The sequence below is a fragment of the Acinetobacter piscicola genome, assembly GCF_002233755.1.
Lineage (GTDB): Bacteria > Pseudomonadota > Gammaproteobacteria > Pseudomonadales > Moraxellaceae > Acinetobacter > Acinetobacter piscicola.
In genome coordinates, this window is sequence record NZ_NIFO01000023.1 from 43,597 (window position 1) to 67,879 (window position 24,283).

The 24,283-nt window shown below is 38.4% G+C and carries 16 protein-coding genes; 9 read left to right on the forward strand and 7 right to left on the reverse strand.

The window, feature by feature from the left end; translation table 11 throughout:
• The first annotated feature begins 138 nt into the window (after nucleotides 1-138).
• The 5 genes from CDA10_RS13755 (at nucleotide 139) to CDA10_RS13775 (ending at nucleotide 5,812) form a co-directional block, all read left to right on the forward strand.
• Nucleotides 139-1,398, forward strand: a complete 1,260-nt coding sequence (locus tag CDA10_RS13755) for a D-amino acid dehydrogenase (protein WP_089606153.1) — start codon at nucleotides 139-141, stop codon at nucleotides 1,396-1,398.
• Nucleotides 1,399-1,479: 81 nt separating this feature from the next.
• Nucleotides 1,480-2,583 (forward strand): alanine racemase, encoded by a 1,104-nt coding sequence (alr, locus tag CDA10_RS13760; RefSeq protein ID WP_089606154.1) that lies wholly within the window; start codon nucleotides 1,480-1,482, stop codon nucleotides 2,581-2,583.
• A gap of 32 nt (nucleotides 2,584-2,615) precedes the next feature.
• The gene (locus tag CDA10_RS13765; RefSeq protein WP_213062851.1) at nucleotides 2,616-2,987 is read left to right on the forward strand and encodes a RidA family protein; all 372 of its coding nucleotides are present in this window, start codon (nucleotides 2,616-2,618) and stop codon (nucleotides 2,985-2,987) included.
• Nucleotides 2,988-3,126: 139 nt separating this feature from the next.
• A complete protein-coding gene (locus CDA10_RS13770; RefSeq protein ID WP_089606155.1) occupies nucleotides 3,127-4,557 on the forward strand; it encodes an amino acid permease in 1,431 nt (476 codons plus the stop codon).
• A gap of 142 nt (nucleotides 4,558-4,699) precedes the next feature.
• Complete coding sequence (locus CDA10_RS13775; protein WP_089606156.1) at nucleotides 4,700-5,812, forward strand: acyltransferase family protein; 1,113 nt, start codon at nucleotides 4,700-4,702, stop codon at nucleotides 5,810-5,812.
• Nucleotides 5,813-5,874: 62 nt separating this feature from the next.
• On the opposite strand, the gene hemJ is transcribed toward CDA10_RS13775, so the two are convergent.
• From hemJ to CDA10_RS13810, 7 genes are all read right to left on the reverse strand, one after another.
• Nucleotides 5,875-6,327: a protoporphyrinogen oxidase HemJ gene (gene hemJ, locus CDA10_RS13780; protein ID WP_089606157.1), complete on the reverse strand. Its 453-nt coding sequence runs from the start codon at nucleotides 6,325-6,327 to the stop codon at nucleotides 5,875-5,877.
• A 76-nt stretch (nucleotides 6,328-6,403) separates the two neighbouring features.
• On the reverse strand, nucleotides 6,404-7,636 hold the full coding sequence (locus CDA10_RS13785; protein WP_010115198.1) for a beta-ketoacyl synthase N-terminal-like domain-containing protein: 1,233 nt from the start codon (nucleotides 7,634-7,636) through the stop codon (nucleotides 6,404-6,406).
• 286 nt (nucleotides 7,637-7,922) lie between these two features.
• Entirely contained in the window at nucleotides 7,923-11,756 is a 3,834-nt protein-coding gene (locus CDA10_RS13790) for a DUF4132 domain-containing protein (RefSeq protein ID WP_089606158.1), read from the reverse strand.
• Nucleotides 11,757-11,873: 117 nt separating this feature from the next.
• On the reverse strand, nucleotides 11,874-14,018 hold the full coding sequence (locus CDA10_RS13795; protein ID WP_089606159.1) for a hypothetical protein: 2,145 nt from the start codon (nucleotides 14,016-14,018) through the stop codon (nucleotides 11,874-11,876).
• The gene (locus CDA10_RS13800) at nucleotides 14,015-15,211 is read right to left on the reverse strand and encodes a VWA domain-containing protein (protein WP_089606160.1); all 1,197 of its coding nucleotides are present in this window, start codon (nucleotides 15,209-15,211) and stop codon (nucleotides 14,015-14,017) included. The genes CDA10_RS13795 and CDA10_RS13800 overlap by 4 nt, the downstream gene beginning before the upstream one ends.
• Nucleotides 15,204-17,858 carry a DUF5682 family protein gene (locus CDA10_RS13805; RefSeq protein ID WP_089606161.1) on the reverse strand — a complete coding sequence of 885 codons (2,655 nt, stop codon included), beginning with the start codon at nucleotides 17,856-17,858 and terminating at the stop codon, nucleotides 15,204-15,206. The genes CDA10_RS13800 and CDA10_RS13805 overlap by 8 nt, the downstream gene beginning before the upstream one ends.
• A gap of 2 nt (nucleotides 17,859-17,860) precedes the next feature.
• Nucleotides 17,861-18,952, reverse strand: coding sequence for an ATP-binding protein (locus CDA10_RS13810; protein WP_089606162.1), 1,092 nt, complete (start codon nucleotides 18,950-18,952; stop codon nucleotides 17,861-17,863).
• 235 nt (nucleotides 18,953-19,187) lie between these two features.
• Between CDA10_RS13810 and CDA10_RS13815 the strand changes: the two genes are divergently transcribed.
• The 4 genes from CDA10_RS13815 to fusA all read left to right on the forward strand — a co-directional run bounded on the left by CDA10_RS13815 (nucleotide 19,188) and on the right by fusA (nucleotide 24,165).
• Nucleotides 19,188-20,663 carry an EcsC family protein gene (locus CDA10_RS13815; RefSeq protein WP_089606166.1) on the forward strand — a complete coding sequence of 492 codons (1,476 nt, stop codon included), beginning with the start codon at nucleotides 19,188-19,190 and terminating at the stop codon, nucleotides 20,661-20,663.
• A 147-nt stretch (nucleotides 20,664-20,810) separates the two neighbouring features.
• Nucleotides 20,811-21,185 carry a 30S ribosomal protein S12 gene (gene rpsL, locus CDA10_RS13820; RefSeq protein WP_002050319.1) on the forward strand — a complete coding sequence of 125 codons (375 nt, stop codon included), beginning with the start codon at nucleotides 20,811-20,813 and terminating at the stop codon, nucleotides 21,183-21,185.
• Nucleotides 21,186-21,365: 180 nt separating this feature from the next.
• A complete protein-coding gene (rpsG, locus tag CDA10_RS13825; protein ID WP_089606163.1) occupies nucleotides 21,366-21,836 on the forward strand; it encodes a 30S ribosomal protein S7 in 471 nt (156 codons plus the stop codon).
• 190 nt (nucleotides 21,837-22,026) lie between these two features.
• Nucleotides 22,027-24,165: an elongation factor G gene (fusA, locus tag CDA10_RS13830; RefSeq protein ID WP_089606164.1), complete on the forward strand. Its 2,139-nt coding sequence runs from the start codon at nucleotides 22,027-22,029 to the stop codon at nucleotides 24,163-24,165.
• The last annotated feature ends 118 nt before the right edge of the window (nucleotides 24,166-24,283 follow it).

Here is a 24,283-nt window from a genome sequence, read left to right on the forward strand (position 1 = left end):
CAATAATTTCCTCTTTTTAATCTTTTTTCACGACAAAAAATTAAAACACCTAAATTATAACCTTAAAAACAGTGAAATAAACTATTGAACCAAAAATATACTAGTGAAATAAACTAGTAAATGCGTAAAGGATGAGAAATGCGTGTAATCGTATTGGGTAGTGGTGTAATTGGTGTAGCAAGTGCATATTACCTCGCGCAGCAGGGAGCACAAGTTACAGTTTTAGATCGTCAAGCAGGACCGGCAGAAGAAACCAGTTTTGGTAATGCAGGTCAGATTTCTCCTGGATATTCGACGCCGTGGGCTGCTCCGGGTATTCCATTCAAAGCTGTGAAGTGGATGTTCCAACATCATGCACCACTTGCAATCAATATCGATGGTAGCATGTGGCAGTTACAGTGGATGGCACAAATGCTGAAAAACTGTAACTCTGAAAGTTATGCAATTAATAAAGAACGTATGACACGTGTTGCTGAATACAGCCGTGATTGTTTACGTGAACTAAGAAAAGATACTGGTATTAGTTACGAAAACCGTTCAAAAGGAACATTACAAGTTTTCCGTAACGAAGCTCAACTTGAAATGGTACAACGTGATATTGCTGTACTGAAAGAATGTGGCGTACCACATGAACTTTTGTTGAAAGATGATTTAGCCAAAGTTGAACCTGCTTTAGAACATGCCAAAGATAAATTGGTTGGTGGTTTACATCTTCCAAATGATGAAACAGGTGACTGCTATTTATTTACCAACGCTTTGGCAAATTTAGCAAAAGATTTAGGTGTAGATTTCAAATTCAATCAGAATGTTGAAAAGCTGATTACCGAAGGCGATGAAATCAAAGGCGTGTTGGTCAATGGCGAAGTTTTAACAGCTGATCGTTATGTACTGGCTTTTGGTAGTTATTCACGTGATTTCTTAAAACCACTTGAATTGAATTTACCTGTTTATCCTGTGAAAGGTTATTCACTCACCATTCCAATTGTTGACGCAGCTTATGCGCCACAATCGACTGTGCTCGATGAAACTTATAAAATTGCGATTACACGTTTTGATCAACGTATTCGTGTAGGTGGTATGGCTGAACTCAGTGGATTTAACCACGGTTTAAATACAGATCGTCGTGGTACTTTGGAAATGGTCACTCAAGACTTATTCCCGGGTGGTGATTTGGCGCAAGCGTCTTTCTGGACAGGTTTACGACCAATGACGCCAGACAGCACGCCAATTATTGGTGCAACACGCTTTAAGAATTTATTCCTCAATACTGGACATGGCACATTAGGTTGGACAATGGCATGTGGTTCAGGAAAATTGATTAGTGACTTAGTATTGAACCATAAAACGGATATTAGTACAGAAGGCTTATCTATTCAGCGCTATCCGCACGCTGCATAAACGCAATAAGCCGTGAAGTATCGATTAATTCATTCAAAGTTATCCAACAAGATAGACGTTTAAGATTCAAGGACGAATGCAATGCCTAGACCCATTACTGCAATTATTCATCAGGATGCATTGCAGCATAATTTAAATGTTGCTCGACAATTCATGCCTGATAGCAAAGTTTTTGCTGTGGTAAAAGCCAATGCTTATGGGCATGGTCTCGAGCGGGTTTATGATGCATTTAAGTCTGCCGATGGATTTGCGTTATTAGATATTGCAGAAGCAAAACGTATCCGTGACTTAGGTTGGACTGGCCCTATCTTATTGTTAGAAGGTATCTTTTCAGCTGAAGATTTGCTGGATTGTGAACGCTATCAGCTCAGTTTTAGTATTCATAATGAAAATCAACTACATTGGCTTGAACATTATCAAGGTCCTGCACAATTTGATGTGTTTTTGAAAATGAATACTGGCATGAATCGTTTAGGTTTTAAACCACAGGTTTATCCAACGGTATGGCATACATTAAAACAGTGTAAGTCTGTGAAATCCGTTACGCATATGATGCATTTCTCTGATGCAGATGGAGACCGCTTTGGTCAGTCTGGAATTGAATATCAATGTACACTTTTTGAAGAAACCATCAAAGATTTAGCTGGTGAACGTTCACTGTGTAACAGTGCTGCGATTTTAAGATATTCCAAAGTGTTACATTCCGATTATATCCGCAGTGGCATCATGCTATATGGCAGTTCTCCTGATTATCCAACGCATTCAATTTATGACTGGAATCTCAAACCAAGCATGAGTTTACGCAGTGAAATTATTGCTGTTCAAAACTTAGAAGCCAATGAAACTGTAGGTTATGGCTCTAAGTTTATGGCAACACATGCAATGAAAATTGGCATCGTGGCATGTGGTTATGCAGATGGTTATCAACGCATTTCTATGGATGCGCCAGTTTTGGTCAATGATGTTCGTACTCGCACGATTGGACGTGTCAGCATGGATATGTTGGCAGTAGATTTAACCCATATTCCTGAAGCAGACGTTGGAAGTGAAGTGGTGCTTTGGGGTACATCGTCCAAGGGTGCTGTGCTTCCAATTGATGAAGTAGCGGCAAGCTCAGGGACAGTCGGTTATGAGTTGATGTGTGGTGTCACCGCACGTGTTCAATTTATTACCCAAACGAATTAATCAAAACCATTATCAACGACAAGGAAATCTTCATGTCAAATGATTTACAACATACAGATATACAAAAAATCAACAGCACAGAAGTGATGAGTGCTGTGACAATATTCAATAAAGTCGTGTATTTATCTGGTCAAGTACCTAAAAATACCGATGCTGATATCACAGGACAAACACAGAACATTTTAGCGACGATTGATCAATTATTGGCATTGGCTGAGACCGATAAATCACGCTTATTGTCTGCACATGTTTATATTAAAAACCTTTCAGACTTCCAAACCTTTAATGCTGTTTGGGTTGATTGGTTAAAAGGTTGCGTAGCACCTTCACGTGCGACGATCCAAGCTGATTTGGTGAATCCAGATTGGTTGATTGAAATCGCAGTGACTGCTGCACAGAAATAACAACACCTGTTGTGAATTAAGACTGAACCATGTTTAAGCAATGTGGTTCAGTTTTGTAATAGGAAAAACGATAGAACGAGGATGTTCTGACGCCAAAAGCGAGTTTGACCTCCAAGAAAATGTCAAAAAGGATATTTTTATGACAACTTCAAGCCATTCAGATGACGCACAATCGTCGCCACATGAGCTACAACGAAAATTATCGAATCGTCATTTGCAGTTAATTGCAATTGGTGGTGCGATTGGTACGGGTTTATTCATGGGATCTGGGAAAACAATCTCCCTCGCAGGTCCTTCAATTTTAATCATTTACATGATTATCGGTGCGATGTTCTTTTTCCTGATGCGTGCATTGGGTGAAATTTTACTTTCAAATCTCCACTACAAATCTTTTATCGATATGGCACATGACCTGATCGGTCCTGCTGCTGGTTACTATATTGGTTGGTCATATTGGCTCGGGTGGATTCTGGTCGGTATCGCTGACTTAGCTGCCATTATTAACTATCTCAATTTTTGGCTTCCCGATGGGATGGCCTTTACACCCATGGGACAAGCGCTGATCAGTGCCGCCTGTGTGTTACTGGTCTTAGGCATTAACTTATTAACGGTTAAGCTATTTGGTGAAATTGAGTTCTGGTTTGCTTTAATTAAAATTCTTGCCATTATTGGACTGATTTTAATTGGTGGCTATATGGTCTTTACCCATTTCCAAGCACCAAGTGGTTCAGTTGCAAGCTTTAGCAATGTTTGGTCGCATGGCGGAATGTTCCCTAAAGGTGTCAGTGGGTTCTTAGCGGGCTTCCAAATTGCTTTATTCGCCTTTGTTGGGGTAGAGCTGATTGGTACGATGGCTGCTGAAACCAAAGATCCTGAAAAGAATTTACCGAAAGCGGTGAATGCGATTCCAACACGTATCATTTTGTTCTATGTATTGGCATTGTTTATTGTGATGTCAGTTACACCGTGGACAGAAATTCCAGCAGATCAAAGCCCATTCGTTTCTCTATTCTTACATGCAGGAATTGGTGGCGCTGCTCTTATTATGAATTTGGTGGTGTTATCTTCGGTAATGTCGTCAATGAATAGTGGTGTGTTCTCAACGAGTCGTATGTTATTTGGTTTGGCAAAAGAAGGGCAAGCGCCTGAGAAATTAGCTGAACTTTCTAAACGTGCGGTTCCTGCGAAAGGTTTGTTATTTTCATGCGGCTTTATTATGGCAGGTGCAGCATTACAGTACTTTGTTCCAAATACGGTTGAAGCATTTACCTTGGCAAGTTCTTTATGCGTGATTTTATTCATTAGCATCTGGAGCATTATCATGGTTTGTTATATTCGCTACAGAAAATTGACACCTCAATTACATGATAAATCAACATTTAAAATGCCTGGTGGTGTTTGGATGTCTTATGTTGTATTGGTATTTTTAGCGTTTACACTGGTGATTTTGAGTTTAGAGCCTGATACCTTAAAAGCATTAATGATTAGTCCTTTATGGTTGGTTATTTTAGCGGTTACATATCAAGTTTTATATAAACCTCGTATGAAAAAGCGTAATCAAAAGCTGTAATAATTCCAATAATCAGGAGATGAACTTTAGGGCATCTCCTGAATATGCTTTAATAATACGATCAAATTAAAATACTGAATTCATAGTGAAATAAATATAAAAATCTATTCTAATAACAGCATTCAAAATCTATAAGTGTGTTATGAGAAATTATAAAATTGATGTACTCCGTGGGATTTCCATTCTTTTGGTTTTGATCCACCATTTTAATATTCCTTATAAATTACATGACACCGTTTTGGGTATACCAATCTTTGGTGAAAGCCTGAGTACTTTAGTTGCTCGCAATGGTAATTATGGTGTGACCATGTTCTTTGTTATTTCAGGTTTTTTAATCACGCAACATACATTAAAACGCAGTCAATCTCTAATTCAAATCAATCTCAAAGATTTTTATATTCGCCGTATTGCTCGGATTATGCCGTGTTTGATATTGCTGATCGCTATGGTCTCAATATTGGGTGCAATGGGGCTTAAGCCATTTATGAATCAAGCACCGAATGGTATTGAAGTCTCCTATGGACTAACGGTTTTCTCTGCTTTTACATTTTGGATGAATATATTGATCATTGAAAATGGTTGGGTCAATTATGCACTTGGTGTTTTATGGTCATTGTCTGTTGAAGAGGTCTTCTATTTGGCCTTTCCGATTCTGTGTTTAGCATTTGGTCGAAGCAAAGGTTTTATTGTATTTCTGCTCGCTGTCATCATTTATGCACCGTATTTTCGTGCCCTACACTTTGGGGAGGAAAGCGGTGCTTATCTTTACCATTATTTTTCCAGTTTTGATGGAATTGCAATAGGTTGCTTAACTGCTTTAATTGCTCAGAATATGCATGGAAATATACAGATTCCTAAATTAACTATTCCCGTAGTTTCTATCTTAATGATTACATTGTATCTGTACGCACCAATTAAAGAAGTGAGCACTTGGGGGATCAGTCTTTTTGCAATATTATCTGCGATTTTACTTTTCTGTTTTGCACAGAATCCACAATCTGAATCAGCATCTATTTTCTCGAAAGCTATGCTATGGATTGGTCAGCGTAGTTATGAAATGTACTTATTTCATTTGATTATTTTGGGTTTATTTAAGGTGTTCTATTTGCCTAAAGAAACCTTGCCTATCGAAAAATTAATGTTATTACCCATTTATTTTATGGGTGTTTTTATTCTGAGTTGGGCGATTGAGAAGTATTATTCAATGCCGTTGAATGAGAAGATTCGACAAAAATTGATCACAATAAAGCATTAAATAGAGCAAGGTATTGTGTGTCTAATAAAAAACCTCCATTTAGGAGGTTTTCAATACATCGATTAAAAAGTCGGTTTAACCACAACCAAAATAATCACTGCTAATAAAATCAAGGTTGGCATTTCATTAAAGACACGCCAAAACTTATGTGATTTATAATGGGCATTGCCAATCAGCTTTTTACGATAATAACCACAAACAAAGTGATAAATCACCAGTAGCCCAACTAAACCCACTTTTAGGTAAAACCATAAAGCTTCATGGTAATGATAGGTTGCATCACCCCAATCGACCAAGAAGTGTGCCGTGATCAGTGTTGCGATCATCGCAGGCCACATAATGCCACGGTACAATTTACGTTCCATCACTTCAAAGCGTTGATGACTAACTGCATCATCACTCATGGCATGGTAAACATATAAACGTGGTAAATAAAATAAAGCAGCAAACCAACACACGACTGCAATGATATGTAAAGCCTTTACCCAAAGGAAAGCTTCAGAAGGAGCATCCATCAATTTACCCTTTTAAGGGCAGTGTGTCAGAAGTTGATCACTCAAATTTATACTTAAGTGATCAATATTTCTTTGCTTAGCCTTCCCATTTTTTGAAAATAAGACAAGCATTTACACCGCCAAAACCGAAACTGTTACTCATCACAGTATTCAATTTTGCGTCACGTTTTTCAAGTACAATATCAAAACCTTTTGCGCCTTCATCCAACTCAGTGACGTTGATGTTTGGTGCAATAAAGTCATTTTGCATCATCAATACAGAATAGATTGCTTCTTGAACGCCCGCTGCACCTAAGCTATGACCTGTCATTGATTTGGTTGAGCTGAACGCAGGGACTTTACCTTCACCGAAGGCACGTTCCATCGCTTTAAGTTCTGTGATGTCACCAGCAGGAGTCGAGGTACCATGTGTGTTGACATAATCTACAGTCTCTACACCATGTTGTTTCGCTTCTTCTAAAGCCATCAAGATACAACGTGTTGCACCTTCACCTGATGGTGCAACCATGTCTGCGCCGTCAGAGTTAGCCGCATAAGCAACAACTTCAGCAAGAATATTTGCACCACGAGCTTGCGCATGTTCAAGGGATTCAAGCACCACGAAACCACCGCCACCCGCAATCACAAAACCATCACGGTCTGCTGAATAAGGGCGTGATGCAGTTTCAGGTGTGTCATTATATTTTGAACACAATGCACCCATTGCATCAAACAACAAGCTTTGTGACCAGTGATCTTCTTCACCGCCACCTGCAAGCATTAAATCTTGTTTACCCAATTGAATCAGGTTGTATGCATAACCAATCGCATCGGCAGATGTTGCACAAGCACTGGTAATCGAATGTGCGATACCTTGCATTTTAAACGCGACACCAACGTTTGCCGTAATTGTATTTGACATATTACGTGGGACGAAGAAAGGGCCAATTTTACGTGCGCCTTTTTCTTCTAGGAGTTTCACCATTTCAGCAACAGAAGCCGTTGAGTTACCACCTGAACCGCCTGCAATACCATAACGTGGATTGCCACCGATTTGCTCAGGCGTTAAGCCTGCATTTTCAACAGCAGCAAGTGCAGCATTGTAGGCATACATAGCACAAACGCCCATGAAGCGTTTTAATTTACGGTCGATGCCATCAAAATCTTGTTCAGCTGCTGCACTGACATGGCTTTTGAAATTCAATTCTTCATAAGTAGGATTATGGCGTGTTCCAGAAATACCATTTTGCAAAGAATGTGTTACATCTGCTAGGGAATTACCAATACACGAATTAATACCCATACCCGTAATTACAACACGACGGTTCATGCAAAGTCCTTTATTTATAAATAGGGATACAATGGAGTCATTTAAACGTTTTTAGTTTTCTATCGCAATGGCGAAAGATACTGATTCGTCACTAAGCTTTCATTGAGCTGAAATTTGTATCAAATTTAGTGTAAAGCATGGTCATACTTAGTTTTATTGCTTATTTTAAAACGCATATTTCAGCCATTTTTTTAGCTAAAATTAGGCAAAACCATCCATAACGCTTATTCATTATAGATGGTTATTGCTTATGAGAGCCTAAAACGAGCTGACACTTTACAAGATTTTACCAAGGTGTTTTCTTTTCCCAATCAGGATCGAAGCCATGGGTTGCATCTGCCACTTTTAAATAATCGGCATAACTTTCAGCCAATAAAATAGGTGGGATTTCTTTGATTGGGAGTTCGTGATTATTCCAAGAACGGCTACCTTTTTTAGAAAATGCTAACTCATACAATACAGCAGGGATATTCTCCTCTGGAACGTAGCTACCACTAAAAGTAATTTCTACATCAATCCCCAATTGTTTAAAAGGTTTGGTATAACGATCAAATGATCCACCATCTTCAATACTGGCACGTTGGTAACCGAGTTTGGTAATGACACCACGTAAGGTAAAGGTATCGGTTAACCAGCCTTTACGATCGTTAATTTCAGTCACATTATCATTGTCCAGTTTAGGCACATGATGTGTCATCTGCTCAAACAAGAATTTCACTTTATAGTCTTTAAAATGTGCAATCCAAGCTTTGGCTTCATCTTCACCGACTAAAACGGCATGTGAAATTTGAATTTTACTATCAACACTCAGTTCAATTTCATCATCTTCAAGATTGAGTAAAGCGCCATCATCACTCGGTCTAAAGCTGACTTTCTCGCCGTTGGTTTTGACTTCTAACCAAACCAAACGCTGAATTAAACGTTTCATAATGGGATGTTCAAAAATATATTCTTGCCATTCAGCAACATTCCATTGGCGTTCACTACACATCGCTTCGTATAAGCGACCTGTTTGCATATCAACAACTTGTTTAAATTCTTTTTTACTGGTGCTAAATAGAGCTTTGGCTTCTTTAATTAAGCTTTCGTCATCGTTTTGGCGTGCAGCAGGCAGCGCTTTGATTTCTTTTCCATCTTCATTTCTGAGAATGAATTTGTCTTTATCATCCACAATTGCAGTAAATTGACGAGAACCATATTGCAAATTCAGGACAGCATTTTCATCCAAACCTGCGGTTGGAATAGTACGGTCTGCCAGTTCATCACTGCTCCATTGGTTTCGTTCTGCAATTTCAGAAACTAAAATATTTGCCAAAGTTTGAACGGAAGCTGTTCTATAGCGGCGTGATAAAGACAGCAAAAGCTGAATAATCAACGGATCATTGCTGAGGGATAATGCACTAATCATGGCTTCAATTTGTGAACGGCGAGGGTAGTGTTGTTTCATGTAGTTTTGCAGTTGTTTGACGGCAAAACTCCCTTGTGCATTTACAGTCAAAGCGAGCATACCTTTGCTCTTAATTGCAGAGCCTAAGTAAATCGCCAATTGTTCACGTTTAATTTCTTCAATGACTTCTTCTAAACTAATCGTGCCATATCTCCCGTAATATTCAGGGTATTTTTCACCATAACGTTTATACATGTCTCGATAATTGTTTAATCGAGCTGGTGCTTCTTTAGTGGCATACGCACTCGCTTCATCTAAACTTGGGCTTAACGTATCTTGGTGAATAAAGCTTTGTAATAGATGATTAGCAATGTGCTGTTGACTTTTTGCATCGAGTAACCCGATGTAGCGTTGTAACAATTCATTGGCTTTGGGTTCTTTGAGTTTTTCTGCTAAAACGACCCACCATTGAATAATATCAGGATCGACATCGCTGCCATCTTGCCATGTTGCTTTGGGTAAGGTTTTAAAATCGAACCATGTAAAACTTGCTGAAAGTTTGCCTTTTAAACCTTGCTCTGTTTCTTTGAGTAAAACAGCAGGTTTGAGATAAGCGCTAATATCTTCGCCTAATTTTTCCAGTGCAGTGAGTAATGCTGCACGAACCACTTCTTTTTTCTCTTTTTTCAATAATGCATTCAGTGGTTTAATGGCTTCTGGGTGCTGTAAACGAGCAAGCCATTCGATTGCTGTAATTCGAATTTCTTGTTTGCCAGACTCAAGTGCTTCAATCGCCCGCTGCTGAATATTTGGAATGTTTTGCAACGCTTGTTGTGCATCAAAACGTAGACGTTTATTTTCACCTAAAGCAAACTCGAGTAAGCGTGGAATAAATTGACTTGGAATAGAAGGGAAGCATTTTAAAACAAAGATTGCATCTGAGGCATTAAATGCTTGATATTGATTTTTCTCCAAAGAAGGAGAAAGCCCAAGTGCTTCCGTCAGGAAATCAGTATTTTCAGCAAAGAAAGGCCAAATCTTTTCAGGATCATTGATATATTCAGTTAGGCTTGAATAATAAGAAGAACCCATCAAAACGCCTTTGGCAACTTTACGTTTCGGTTCTGTAAATTTAGCAATTTCTAAGGCTTGAACCAAATCTCGTAATTCATATTTGCCATATTCAGCAGGGTTGATCATGTCAAATAAATTGGCCCAATAAATCCAATCTCTGTTCTGAGAACTGAGTAAACGTGCTGCATGCACAATTGAAAATTCAGGATATTTTTTATATTTATTCTTATAGGTAATAATATTTTCATACCGATAATACTTGCTCATCGGTTTATCTTCATTCAGCGCATCAACAGTCGCTAAAAGGGTACTTTCTTTGACTTCTTTCAGTTGTTTTAAGCCATCTTTTGCCCAGTGTCGTTTGTACTGCGGTTCAGCTTTATTGTATTCAACCTCATCCAGAAAGGCTTGTTCTGCCTTTTCAAGCAACTCTTTATAATTGTCTAAAACATCTTGTGTGAAGCTTTGTGGAATTTTACCTACAATTAGTGGGGTTCTTTCTGGAATATCAAAGTGTTGCACTTGGTCTGCTGAATCAACGGATTGAAGTCGTTGAATTGCCATTTGTAGATTTTGTTGCACAGACTTTTGCTTTTCTTGAGCTAAAGCCTGTTCTAAAATTTCTAAATTCTCTGTACCTAAACGCGCCAATAAATCTGCTGAAAAACCACGTTCTTGACTTGATCCTTCACGTAAGAATTCACCTAAATATTGTTGATTATCATGGATATCTAATTGAGCAAGTAAACTGGTGGCTAATGTACGAATTGTTTTGGATTTTCCAACAGCCAGTTTGATGATTAAATCAGGGATTTGAATCAATAAATCTTTCTTTTCAGCAATATATTCCAAGAATGTTTCTTGTCCAGTGACTGAAAGTGTGGGAATGACTTGTCTTAACTGGTCAAGGCGAGCGGTTATATATTCCTGACAATCTTTGATTTCTAAAATGCGATGGAAGTTAGCACGGTGATAACTATCTACTTGTTTACGTTCAAATAAATAGGCGAGTAAATCTTCACCTAAACCTTCTTGGTCATATTCAAGTAATTGTCTAAACTGTTCAAGTGATAAATTATTCTTAATTTCCTTGGCTGGATCTGCTTCAGAAAACTTTCTATTTTCAAACATGATGATGTAAATATCGATAGTAAGATAAATAAACCATGCAGGAATTTTGTCGTATAAGTTTTTAAAGTTTCTTTGTTGTGTTGCAGCTTCTAGTATTTTTGCAAAGCGAATGATTTGTGCAGCATCTAAATATTCAAACATTTTCCCATAGAATTGGCGACGAGCTTGCACAGAGTTGTTCGCAAGTATGTTTTGTTTTTTACCAAGCTGAATATTGCCCCAGTACCAAGCATAGGTGCCTGGTTTTCCTAAAAGAAGGAGTGCTTTTTCATCAGGTAATTGATTTAATTTAAGTAACACATTCGGGTTGTCACCTTCAACAATAAATGCCAAAACTTCCTTGTGTAAGTCTTGTTCAATTTCAGTCAAGGGTAAGAATATTTTATAGAGTGCTTCGACTTTTTTTTGGAAGTCCTCATTATATTGGTCAACGCTTTCTTGAGTTTTTGTTTCTATTGTTTTAGTTGCTTCTTTATTCTCTGATTTGGAAAATAAAGATTCAATTTTTGAAAATAATTGATTGAACATAATGATTTCCTAAAGTGACAAAATGCCATGACTTAAATATTAGATTTACAATTTCACTTGGTTATTCATCAAAATTATAGTGAAACTTAAGCAAATTTAAATGTTAAAAATAATCTATCACGACATAATTTGACCTTCTAAAATTATCCTTTGATTTAAACGTTGTAGTTGTAATAAAACGTGTCGCCATTTGAGTAAATGTGTTGCTAAGTTATTTTTAGCAAGATTGAACTTTAAACTATGTGCAATAAAATCAAGACCTAAGTCTGAAAACTGCTGTGCAATATTTTGGATTTTATGTAAATCCTCTTGATCGAGCACAGCACGCCCCGTATTGGCATAAAACTCTAAAAGTGTTTGAATTTCGATGACTAAAAGATCAATTGCAGAATAGTTTTGATGGTTTTTCCATTGTTTCTTCTCGGCTAAAAGTTTTTCAAAACGGCCTGTGATTAATTCAGCTAATGTGCTTTTCTTTTGTATTGGATAATCATAGTCCAAACTAAATATTTTTAAGCCTTTTGCTGTGTCTAGAAATACGCTGCATGGGATCAATTGAATCGCTTGTGTTGTGGTATCGATACGGACAAAACTTGCGACAATTTTGTCATTTTGAATCAACTGGGTTAAATGTTTAATACGTGCACGATATTCAGGTTCAATGGGCATGCATAATTTAACAGCAATACCTTGCTCATCGACCACACGATATTCAAAACTTTGTTCAAATTCATTTAAATCAGGTGCTGAAATACTTTTGTGGCGTAGTAATACATAACGAGACTTAGGTGGCTCTAAACTAGAGTGTGGTGTAATCAACGCCTGTAAGTCGTGCCATTTAGAAATACCGATATTCAATTGATCAAGATCGGCTTTTGTAAGATCACTGACTAAACCTTTCTGTATAAAACGGGTGTCATTACTGGCACTGAATGACGTCTCTGAACTGGCTTTCGCATCGATCAATTCAAGTTGGTGCTGTAATACATAGCTTAGAGAACTTCCCCAAATTCCAGTTGCAGCTGCACTATGCATATCAAAAGTACGATCTAAATGGTTGGCACGTGCTTGAGTAACTTCTTTGAGTTGATTTTGCTTGTTATCCCAAAAACATACGGTTAAGCCATGCGCACCACTTTCTGTATTCCACCATTCACAACCAAGCGGAATCAGATGCTCAACCGTTTCTTGTTGATAATCACGCTGAACTGAACCACGTAATTTTGTCAGTGCTTTTGTTTGTAGTTCTGGAGCGAGGCGCTGAACTTCAGACAATGCCACTAAATACGCATATAAATATGCAATTTGATTAAAAATTTGTTGTTCTTCGATTTGGACATTATTTTCTAAAAACTGCTTCATGGAGCCATGCAAAGTACGTAATATACTTCCAAGTCTTGGCAAACTTTGTGCACGAGCCTGCATATTATAGATGTGCAGTGCCATCACAGATTCTTTAGCAAGGTGCGAAAGTCCTTGTTGAATAAAGTTTTGACAAATGACTTTTAATTCATCAATAAACTCAAAATCATCGGCAGAAAGTTGGTGCTCTGAACCTTGTTCGTGTTGTGCTGTGTCAATTGACCATTGCCATGTTTCAGAGCTATTTTTAAGCCATAAATAAGCAATACAAGCTAAATGTCCTGCAATTTTCTGTTTATCTGGAATATCCGAAAGTATGCCTTCAAAACCTGCTGTAGGGTAGAGCAGCACTTTGTTTGGGCTTAAATCGGTAAGGAAACTAATTTTTTCAGCTTGAATATCAAATGTACAAAGCATTTGATTGGATTGCCAATTTTGTACAAATTCATAAGCAAGGCGAACATTGGCTTTGCCGACTTTTTTTTGTATTTTGACATGATCAAATTCTAAAATAAGATCTAAAGCACTTTTTGTATTTTCAATAGCTTGTGATGCTGAAATATTTGTATTTTGATCTTGTAGCTCATGCTGAGTGGTTTGCTCGATATCGTCAGTTTGTATAGTTGATTCGCTAAAAACAGCTGTATTGTCCTGAATCCATAAAATACTGCTTAAAATATGCTTACAGCTACCTTGGACAGAGCAGTTACATGTGGCTTTGGTAATGCCTTCATTGGGCAATTTAACTTCACATTCTTCAACTTTTAATAACAGCTCAGTCCTATTTTGCGATAGCAATTCAACTTCAGCCAAAGCCTTGCGTGCTCGTCTTAATAAGCCTGCATTGCTGTGCATGGTGAGACTATCTTCATCATATTGCGTATAAATTTGCCAACTCATTGCATCACCTCTGCAAACCATGTTGCTAAATGCTCTGGTGTCATGGCAGCGATTTGCATTCCACGTTCTTGAAGTTTTTGTGCCATATTCATGTCATAGACTGGGTTTGCAGCTTGATCCAATGCAGCAAGTCCTAAAAGTTTGCAGCCTTGTTGGTTAAGTTGACTGATCGTATTCAACATGTGTTGAACGGATGCACCTTCTTCAAAATCACTGATTAAAACCAAAATACTACGATTCGGTTGTTTGATTTTGCTTTGACAATATTGCAAGGCTTGTCCGATATTGGTTCCACCGCCCAATTGTATGGTCAATAAAACTTCGACAGGATCATGTGCTAAATGACTCAAATCCACAATTTGCGTATCAAATAACACAAGGCTGATATTGACCGCAGGCAGTGCCGCTAAAATACTGGCACAAACAGCGGCATACATAACTGAATCAAGCATCGAGCCACTTTGGTCAACGCATAACACAATTTCCCAAGGCAAATGTTTTTGGACACGTGCATTAAAATAAGGGGTTTGAATAATCAGTTTTTGTAATTCAGGCTGATAGTTCTTGAGATTGGCTTGAATGGTTTTTTTCCAGTCAAAATTCTGTGCTTGTTTGATATGCGAACGTTTAAAACGATTTCGACGACCTTGTAATGCTTGTAAAAATTGCGAACGGACTTTTTGCAGTAACTCTTCTACGACTTTTTGAATCAACTCTCGAATTGCATCTTTCATCTCATTGCTTAAACGTCCTCGCATACTCAGCAATGCTTTCGCGATTGCAGGATTGGGTTCAAGTTGTCGCACATGCTCTGGATTTTTGAGTAATTCTGTCAATTGATAACGTTCGATTGCTTGTTTTTGCATGCGCTCAAATGTTGATTTGGGAAAAAGTTTTCGACTTTGATTGAGCCAATTGATGGCATTGAGTTGAGATGCTTCTAAGCCACCATGTCTATTTTTACCTTGTTCGATGCCACGACGCTTATATTCATTTTGATATAAATAATCCAGATTACGTTCAAGCTTTAATTGGTCACCAGATAAGGTCGCAGCAGATAAGTTTTGATCTGCATAACGACCTAACATTAAGCGCCAACGCCGAGCTTGATCCATTTGATCAAGTGCTGTTGAGGGAGCATTGTCTCTATTTTTATTTTCAAAATTGTTTTGATCAGGAAGCAATTCACTCATTGTCTGCTCCTTGTGAATCTTGAATATGTTGATTGACCTTAGCTTTAGAATAGCTATCGTTTGAGCTTTCCAGTAGCCATTGATTTAAATGGTCATATTCAAATAATGCACGTAATTGTTGATTAAGCTGAACGCCCTGTAATAGATCTTTTTCACCAATATGATTGAGCACTTGATCTAAAATCGCTTCATCACCCAATCCTGTCATTTGAGCAATGATTTTAGACACTTTACTGCTTTGTTTTGGTGTAAGTTGACTGAAGATATAACGCATATCTGGTAGGATTTGGATAAAAGTCTCTTCTGACCAATGCGTAACCAGTTGATATAAGGCATCAATTGCAACTTTGGATTGCACAAAGATTTCAGGTGCGATAAAGAACATTCCATGTAAATATTGCACAGATTCTTCAGATTCACTGCCGATTGCAAAGGCGAGTTTAAGCTGCTGTTGCAATTGATTTTGTTCAATTCGATGATCTAAAAATTGTAAAACATGAATTGCGCCTTTGAGTTGATTCAGGTGAAACGCATTGATTTTATTCACATCAATTTGTGCATACATCAAATCTAATAAATTTAAATTGTGTGTATCGAATATTGGGTGATTGAACGGAATCGCATGCTGTTTTAGATTTAAAATTAATTCGTGTAAGGTTTTGAGATTTTTTAAATTGCCTTCAATTTTTTCTTCATGTGTATCGTACAGTTGATCCAATAGAAAGCAGGCTTGATACACAGCAAAATTTAAACTATGCGCAACAGTATGTTCAGGTAGATTTAACAACTTTCGAGCATGCCATAAATAATAAAGTTGTTGCGCTGCACCAATCACCGAAGCCAAATTTTGATCTGTTTCAAGATAACCATCCAGTTGTTGATTGAGTAATTGTAAATGCTGTTTTAAACCTAAACGACAGGCTAAAGCCAACAATTTTGCCGTTTCATATGCAGATTGACCAAGACCATTCTGTTCATTTTCTTGTTGTAATTTAATGATTTTTAGCAGGGCAATCTGTTCAAGTTGATTGCCCATTTCAGCCAACTCAATCAAACGTGCTTCTACACTTGGTGTCCATGCATAGCGCCATTCTTCAAACAACAAATCCAAACTTGCACCATGCACAAAATCTGGCCCTGAGAGTCGCTGTGCAAAGTGACAATCGACAAACTCCAGTAAATGCAGATATTGGCTAATATTTTGGTGTAATGGCTTACGGTAAATATCCAGTTTGCGATTGCGTAAAATCGTATCATTTAGATTAAAACGAAAATCTTTAATTTGTTGATAGGTATTCTGTAAAAGTGCAGGACTATGTTGATGACTTGCGACTTTTCCAAGTTGTTGACCACTTAAGAATTTGAAAATACAGCTAAACAAATGATGCTGACCATCTTCAATTTCACCCTTAATTAAAGCCGCTTGCAAGGCATCTAATAGGTCATAACGACTCGGTTGATAATGTCCTCGGAGCATTGCCAATTGCCAAGCCAATTCAGCAGTATTTTTTAAGGCAATATAGGGGGTGACTTCTAAGGCTTGTTCTTGCGCTAAAAAATGACAGAGATCGTTTAAATATTGGAAAAAATTGAGCTGAATTTGTTCAGATGTTTGGGGAGCGTTTTGATTTAAATTTTGCCAAATATTTTGATAATAAGCAGGTGAGGGCATGCCTGATGCATAACCATTTAAAGCATCTAAACGATCAAAGCTATAACGAATTAACCATGCCTGTTCTTGCCAGTTTTGTTTTTGATCTTTGACAATAAAACGTTCAGCTTTTTGAGAATTAGCTAAGTTTTCAACTAATGCAAGGGTGTGAAAACCGCCTGTAACCACTAAAATTTTATGATCAGGGTGAGTGGTGTCCTGAATGCAATTCCACATGACATCTTCACGGTGCAATGAAGCTTCCTGCAACAGCACATCTTTTTCATAATCTAATCGTGCTAAAGAACACCATGCAAAAACATCATCAAAAAAGATATTAGGTTTGGCTAAAGATTCAGTTTGTTGCAGTTCGAACAAATGATCCCAAAGTTCATCATGATTTCGACAGTGCATTTTCAAAGCCAGTTCTTGAATATACTGACTATGTGCAAAATAACGCTCAGACATGAGGCTTTTTTGTTGCCAGTCCAAATCAGGTTGTTCAGTTTTCAATGCGCTTTGTTTTGTCCATGCTAAGTCAATAAATTTAACGTTTGCTTGAATGTTTTTAGCCTGTTGAATTGCAACCCACTCTGGTGAATATTCACAAAATGGAAAATAGGCTGAAAATAATTCGGGCAGCGCTTCGGCTTCATTTTCATCATCTTGCTTGTTTTTTTGTTTTGAAGATGCTTTGGAATTTAGGGATTGTTTATGTAGAGATTGGGCTTGCGCAAAAATCGCAATAGGTGGTTGCGTTTCTATATCTTGTAGGCTTTCGATTAAAAATTCAAAGCTTGTTGGTGCTTCAATTAAAATATGGGTGGGTTGTATTTCAGCAATATATTTTTTTAACGCATAGGCGCAAGCAGGACTGTGGTGGCGAATCGGTGCAAAATAAATATTTTGATCTGCCAACATTTGTTTGAGCTGAAATGCCTGCTTTAATCTTGCTGGCATTTCATCAAGTACATCATTTTGAGCCTGTTGTTGCATGATCAAAACTCACGACTTGCATCAAAAAAAGCTTTCCAATCGGCATCTTTGCGCGCGCGTTCTTTAGCGACTGTGTCAAGATAATATCGCATGCGTTTGGCATCATCAGGATTGTCTTTAAAAACTACACCAATCAACTGTTGCGCAATATGATCTGCTTTTAATTTACCATCACTCAAATAAATCGCTTGTAGACTCGCTGCATGTGCAATATTGACAGCTTCCGCAGTAGACATCACGGCATCAGGTGTTTTTAACGTTGCACCTTGTAAGCTTTGTCCAGTCCTGAGTTCATTAAACACAGTGACTAGAAGTTCAATCACCTCTGGGCGAATTTGGATTTCACTGTATAAATGAGCAAGTTGTTGTTTCAGCTGTAATCCAACCAGTTCAATCTCAAACTGACGATCACGGATTGGCTTGACTGTTTCAAAGTTAAAACGACGTTTGAGTGCTGCGGACATTTCATGTACGCCGCGGTCTCTTAAGTTGGCTGTAGCAATGATGTTAAAGCCTTGTGTTGCCTGCAAACTAAAGTCTTGTCCCATTTCAGGGATCATCATTTGTTTCTCAGAGAGTAAGGATACAAGTACATCTTGAATTTCAGGCGGGCAACGAGTGATTTCTTCAAAGCGTGCCAGTTGTCCATTTTTCATAGCGTGAAATAAAGGCGAGGGGATTAACGACTTATCAGTCGGGCCTTCCGATAAAAGCAATGCATAATTCCATGAGTATTTAATATGGTCTTCTGTTGTACCTGCTGTACCTTGAATGGTGAGTTGAGAGTTTCCAGAGATTGCAGCACTGAATAATTCAGAAAGCATGGATTTAGCAGTACCCGGTTCGCCCACTAACATCAAGCCTTGATTGCCCATCAAGGTGACTAAAGCGCGATCTACCAATGCATCATCGCCATAAAATTTCTTTTGAATATCTAATTTAGAATCACCTAATATGAAAGAACGTACTGCATAAGCAGAAAGTTGCCATCCTGCTGGTTTTCTATGCTGATCTTGTTCTTTTAAACGTGAAAATTCAGCTTGATATTTTTGCTCAGAAGTTTGTTTTATCTGTGTACGAATATTTTCTATCATTGTAAGTAAATTCAAAAAACTAAAGACTAAATTGATCTTAATTAATAAAAATACAAATGCAAAGTTAGTATTTACGCTACTGCGACAAATTGTGTCACAAAGAACAACAGTAAAAGAACAACAGTAAATGTTTTAAATTTTTACTTCTTTAACGAATCAAAACAGATTACAGTTGAGAACGAGTGCAACAATACCGATTATCTTGAAAGAAATATAAATGGGTGAGCAAAAGATTATGTCTGATTCGAATAATAAACAACGTGGTGGTTTGATCTCTAACGCTTTTGGTATGGCGAAGAAGCTCAGTGAAACAGGGCTAGATATGATCAACCACGTTGCACCAGGTTCGGTAAATAAATTAGTTCAAAATCCTAAAGATGCAAAAGTGATTCAAGGTTCAGCCAAAGAAAAAACTGCATTTGAACCAAAAAAATACGAAAATCCTCAACAAATGATGCGTGAACATTTACCCAATGTGACGGGTAAATTATTAGGTAAACACTATAAAAAAATTAACAATGTAGCTTCATTTATTTCACCAGATTTAAACGATAAGTTGTCTGATTATTTATTCGATAAACTGAATGATTTTGTTTCTGAGTGGAGTTCTGTAGAGGCTTTATTAAAAGAAGTCGGTGCAAAGAACTTGTCTGAACTTGCCAAAGATCCTGCACGTTCACAACGTATTAGCATGGCAATTGCCAATCAAAATAAAATTATTGCTGCGATTCAAGGCACTTTAACAGGTGCTATTGGCGGCGTAGGGGCAATTATTGATGTTCCAACCTCACTTGCACTTGCGCTAAGAAGTATTTATCAAACAGGTCGGGCACATGGTTTTGAGTTAAATATTCAAGATCAGAATGTTGTTGAATATATTTTCAAGCAAATTGATTTAGGCTCAGTTGCGGAAAAACAAGCTTTGATGGCAGCAATTCGTGCATTTACTGGCGTGATGGAAACACATAACGTCAATCAGTTGCAGCAACTTCTAGGTTCTGGTAATGATATTGAACTGCTTAAAAAGTGGATTGCCAATGATGATGGTTCATTTAAGTTGAATTGGATGAATAACTTACCGCAATTAGGATTGCTTTCAAAATTAACGCCATTGGCTACGATGGGAATAAGTGCCGTTTACAGTTGGAAATTGGTTGAAGATGCGACTGATCAGGCGGAGCTTGTTTTTTCAGGTGCACAAAATTATTTATTACAACATTCGGATGCACAAATAAGTGTCTTAGACGCTTATGAGAAATCTGTACAATTGTTATCTCAAGCCAGTCCTTTATTGTTAAATGATATTTCTGAGCAAGGCCATCATCAAAATCAGCATGCAGAGCTGGACTCAATTGATGAATCAGTACAAACATCGAATGAGAATGACAGCATTAAACAAGTTGCAGTCAAAGTAAAAACAACAGCAACTGAACAAAAGTCACAAATTGAACAAGAAGTTCAGCAAGGTATTCAATCACTTGTAGATACACATGTTCAAGAAAAGATCGAAGTTAAATCGACTCAAACTAAGCCTCGTCGCACTGCTCCAAAAAAGACGGCAACGACAGCAGTACAGCCTGAAGTAAAAAATCAAGCTGCAGCAAAAACTGTAACAAAAAAGCGTGCGCCTGCAAAACCTAAGGCAGCTACAGCAAAAACAGAAAAACTAAATAATGAAGCAATTGATAAATCAGGAAATAATACAGATTAAAATTGTTTAAAATTTGAGTTAAAAGTTGGAATGGTTAATATTTGACGCTACGTTGAATGTTGACCATTTTTACTTCTTGGCTTACAATTGCATGCCCTCAAAAAGTGGTACTTTTTTGAGGCTTTTTATTAACGGGAGAATTGCCATATGGCAACAACAAATCAGTTGATCCGCAAGGGTCGTACGACTTTGGTTGAAAAATCAAAAGTTCCTGCGTTAAAGGCTTGTCCACAACGCCGTGGTGTGTGTACACGTGTTTATACAACTACACCTAAAAAACCTAACTCAGCAATGCGTAAAGTTTGCCGTGTTCGCTTAACTTCAGGTTTTGAAGTTTCAAGCTATATCGGTGGTGAAGGCCATAACCTACAAGAGCACAGTGTTGTTCTTATCCGTGGTGGTCGTGTTAAAGACTTACCAGGTGTACGTTACCATACCGTTCGTGGTTCTTTGGACTGTGCTGGTGTTAAAGATCGTAACCAGTCTCGTTCAAAATACGGTACTAAACGTCCTAAGAAATAATTCTTTAAGAATTAGCTTCTTTAGACAATAGAACCGCAATCCTTTATCGTCTCGCTTGTCTGATTTCTGCATTTAATTTTGTGAAATTCAAGCGACGTGTAGTAAGGCCAGTGAATAGCACACGACACTTTGTGCTCATGCTGGATAAACCTGAAGTGTCATATTTATAGGTAGTTTAAAATGCCAAGACGTCGCGTAGTCGCTGCTCGTGAAATCCTTCCGGATCCGAAGTTCAGTAGCCAAACAATCGCTAAATTCATGAACCACGTAATGCAAGATGGTAAAAAATCTATTGCTGAAAGTATCGTTTACGGTGCTTTAGATCGCGTTCAAGAAAAACACAAAGTAGACCCAGTTGAATTTTTCGAGACTACTCTTGAAAAAGTTCGCCCAATGGTCGAAGTAAAAGCACGCCGTGTTGGTGGTGCTACTTATCAAGTACCTATGGAAGTACGCCCATCCCGTCGTACTGCCTTAGCTATGCGTTGGTTAGTAGATGCTGCTGCTAAGCGTTCTGAAAAAACTATGGCTTTACGTCTTGCTGGTGAGTTGCTTGATGCAGCTGAAGGTAAAGGCTCAGCGATCAAAAAACGTGAAGATGTGCATCGTATGGCTGAAGCCAACAAAGCCTTCTCTCACTACCGCTTCTAAGCGGCTAAAGCAGTCCCTAATCAGGAGAATACTCATGCGTATTGCAGCTCGATTTAACATCGCCCTCTACTCTAGTGGGGGATTTGCGGGAATTTAAGTTGTCCTTAAATTCGTATTGAGTATCCGTACGCATCAATAACTTATTGATGCGTCCTGTTTTAAACAACAAAATTTAGGAATGCAAGAAATCATGGCTCGTCAAACCCCAATTTCTCGTTATCGTAACATTGGTATTTCTGCGCACATTGATGCTGGTAAAACCACGACTACAGAACGTATTTTGTTCTACACAGGTGTATCTCACAAAATTGGTGAAGTACATGATGGTGCAGCAACAATGGACTGGATGGAACAAGAGCAAGAACGTGGTATTACTATCACTTCAGCTGCTACAACTTGTTTCTGGTCTGGTATGGGTAAACAATTCCCAGAACACCGTATCAACGTTATTGACACACCGGGACACGTAGACTTCACAATCGAAGTTGAACGTTCTATGCGTGTTCTTGACGGTGCGTGCATGGTTTACTGTGCTGTAGGTGGTGTTCAACCTCAGTCAGAAACTGTATGGCGTCAAGCAAATAAATATAAAGTGCCTCGTTTAGCATTCGTGAACAAGATGGACCGTACTGGTGCAAACTTCTTCCGTGTTGTTGAGCAAATGCGTACTCGTTTAGGCGCTCACCCTGTTCCAGTGGTTATTCCAATTGGTGCAGAAGATACGTTTGCTGGTGTTGTTGACCTTATCGAAATGAAAGCAATCATTTGGGATGAAGCATCTCAAGGTATGCAGTTCGAATATGGCGATATTCCAGCGGATCTTCAAGCATCTGCTGAAGAGTGGCGCACCAATATGGTTGAAGCTGCAGCAGAAGCATCTGAAGAGTTGATGGATAAATACCTAGAAGAAGGCGATCTTTCTAAAGAAGACGTTATCGCGGGTATTCGTGCGCAAACTTTGGCTGGTGAAATCCAACCAATGCTTTGTGGTACAGCGTTCAAAAACAAAGGTGTTCAACGTATGTTGGATGCTGTAATTGAATTCTTACCATCACCTACAGAAGTTAAGCCTATCGAAGGTATTCTTGACGACAAAGCTGAAACTAAAGCGATTCGTGAAGCATCTGACGAAGCTCCGTTCTCTGCGTTAGCGTTCAAAATCATGAACGATAAGTTCGTAGGTAACTTGACTTTCGTACGTGTTTATTCTGGTGTACTTAAACAAGGTGACCCAGTATATAACCCAGTTAAGTCTAAACGTGAGCGTATTGGCCGTATCGTGCAAATGCACGCAAACGATCGTCAAGACGTTGAAGAAATCCGCGCTGGTGATATCGCTGCATGTGTAGGTCTTAAAGACGTTACTACTGGTGATACACTTTGTGATGAGAAAAACATCATTACACTTGAGCGTATGGAATTCCCTGAGCCAGTAATTTCTCTTGCTGTTGAGCCTAAAACTAAGGCTGACCAAGAAAAAATGTCTATCGCTTTAGGCCGTTTGGCGAAAGAAGATCCATCGTTCCGTGTACGCACAGACGAAGAATCTGGTCAAACGATCATTGCAGGTATGGGTGAGCTTCACCTTGACATCCTTGTTGACCGTATGAAACGTGAATTTAACGTTGAAGCGAACATTGGTAAACCAATGGTTGCTTACCGCGAAACGATTAAAAAATCTGTTGAGCAAGAAGGTAAGTTCGTACGTCAAACAGGTGGTAAAGGTAAATTCGGTCATGTATATGTTCGTTTAGAGCCTATGGATGTTGAAGAAGCTGGTAAAGAATACCAATTCGTTGAAGAAGTTGTAGGTGGTGTTGTACCTAAAGAATTCTTCGGCGCGGTTGACAAAGGTATTCAAGAACGTATGAAAAATGGTGTATTGGCTGGTTACCCTGTTGTGGGTATCAAAGCGACATTATTTGATGGTTCTTACCATGATGTCGATTCTGACGAATTATCGTTCAAAATGGCAGGTTCTTACGCATTCCGTGATGGTTTCATGAAAGCAGATCCTATCTTGCTTGAACCGATCATGAAAGTTGAAGTAGAAACTCCTGAAGACTACATGGGCGATATCATGGGTGACTTAAACCGTCGTCGTGGTATGGTTCAAGGTATGGACGATCTTCCTGGTGGTACTAAAGCAATTCGTGCTGAAGTTCCACTTGCTGAGATGTTTGGTTACGCAACTCAAATGCGTTCTATGTCTCAAGGTCGTGCGACATACTCTATGGAATTTGCTAAATATGCTGAAACTCCACGTAACGTGGCTGAAGGCATCATTTCTAAATTCCAGTCTGGCGGTAAAAAAGGTGACGACGAGTAATCTTTCGATTACTATAAGCCCAAACTAATTCATAGTTAAAAACCAAGTGCTCATGCAGTGACCCTGCATGAGTAGTTTAAAAAGGAAGCTCTCATGGCTAAGGCTAAGTTTGAACGTA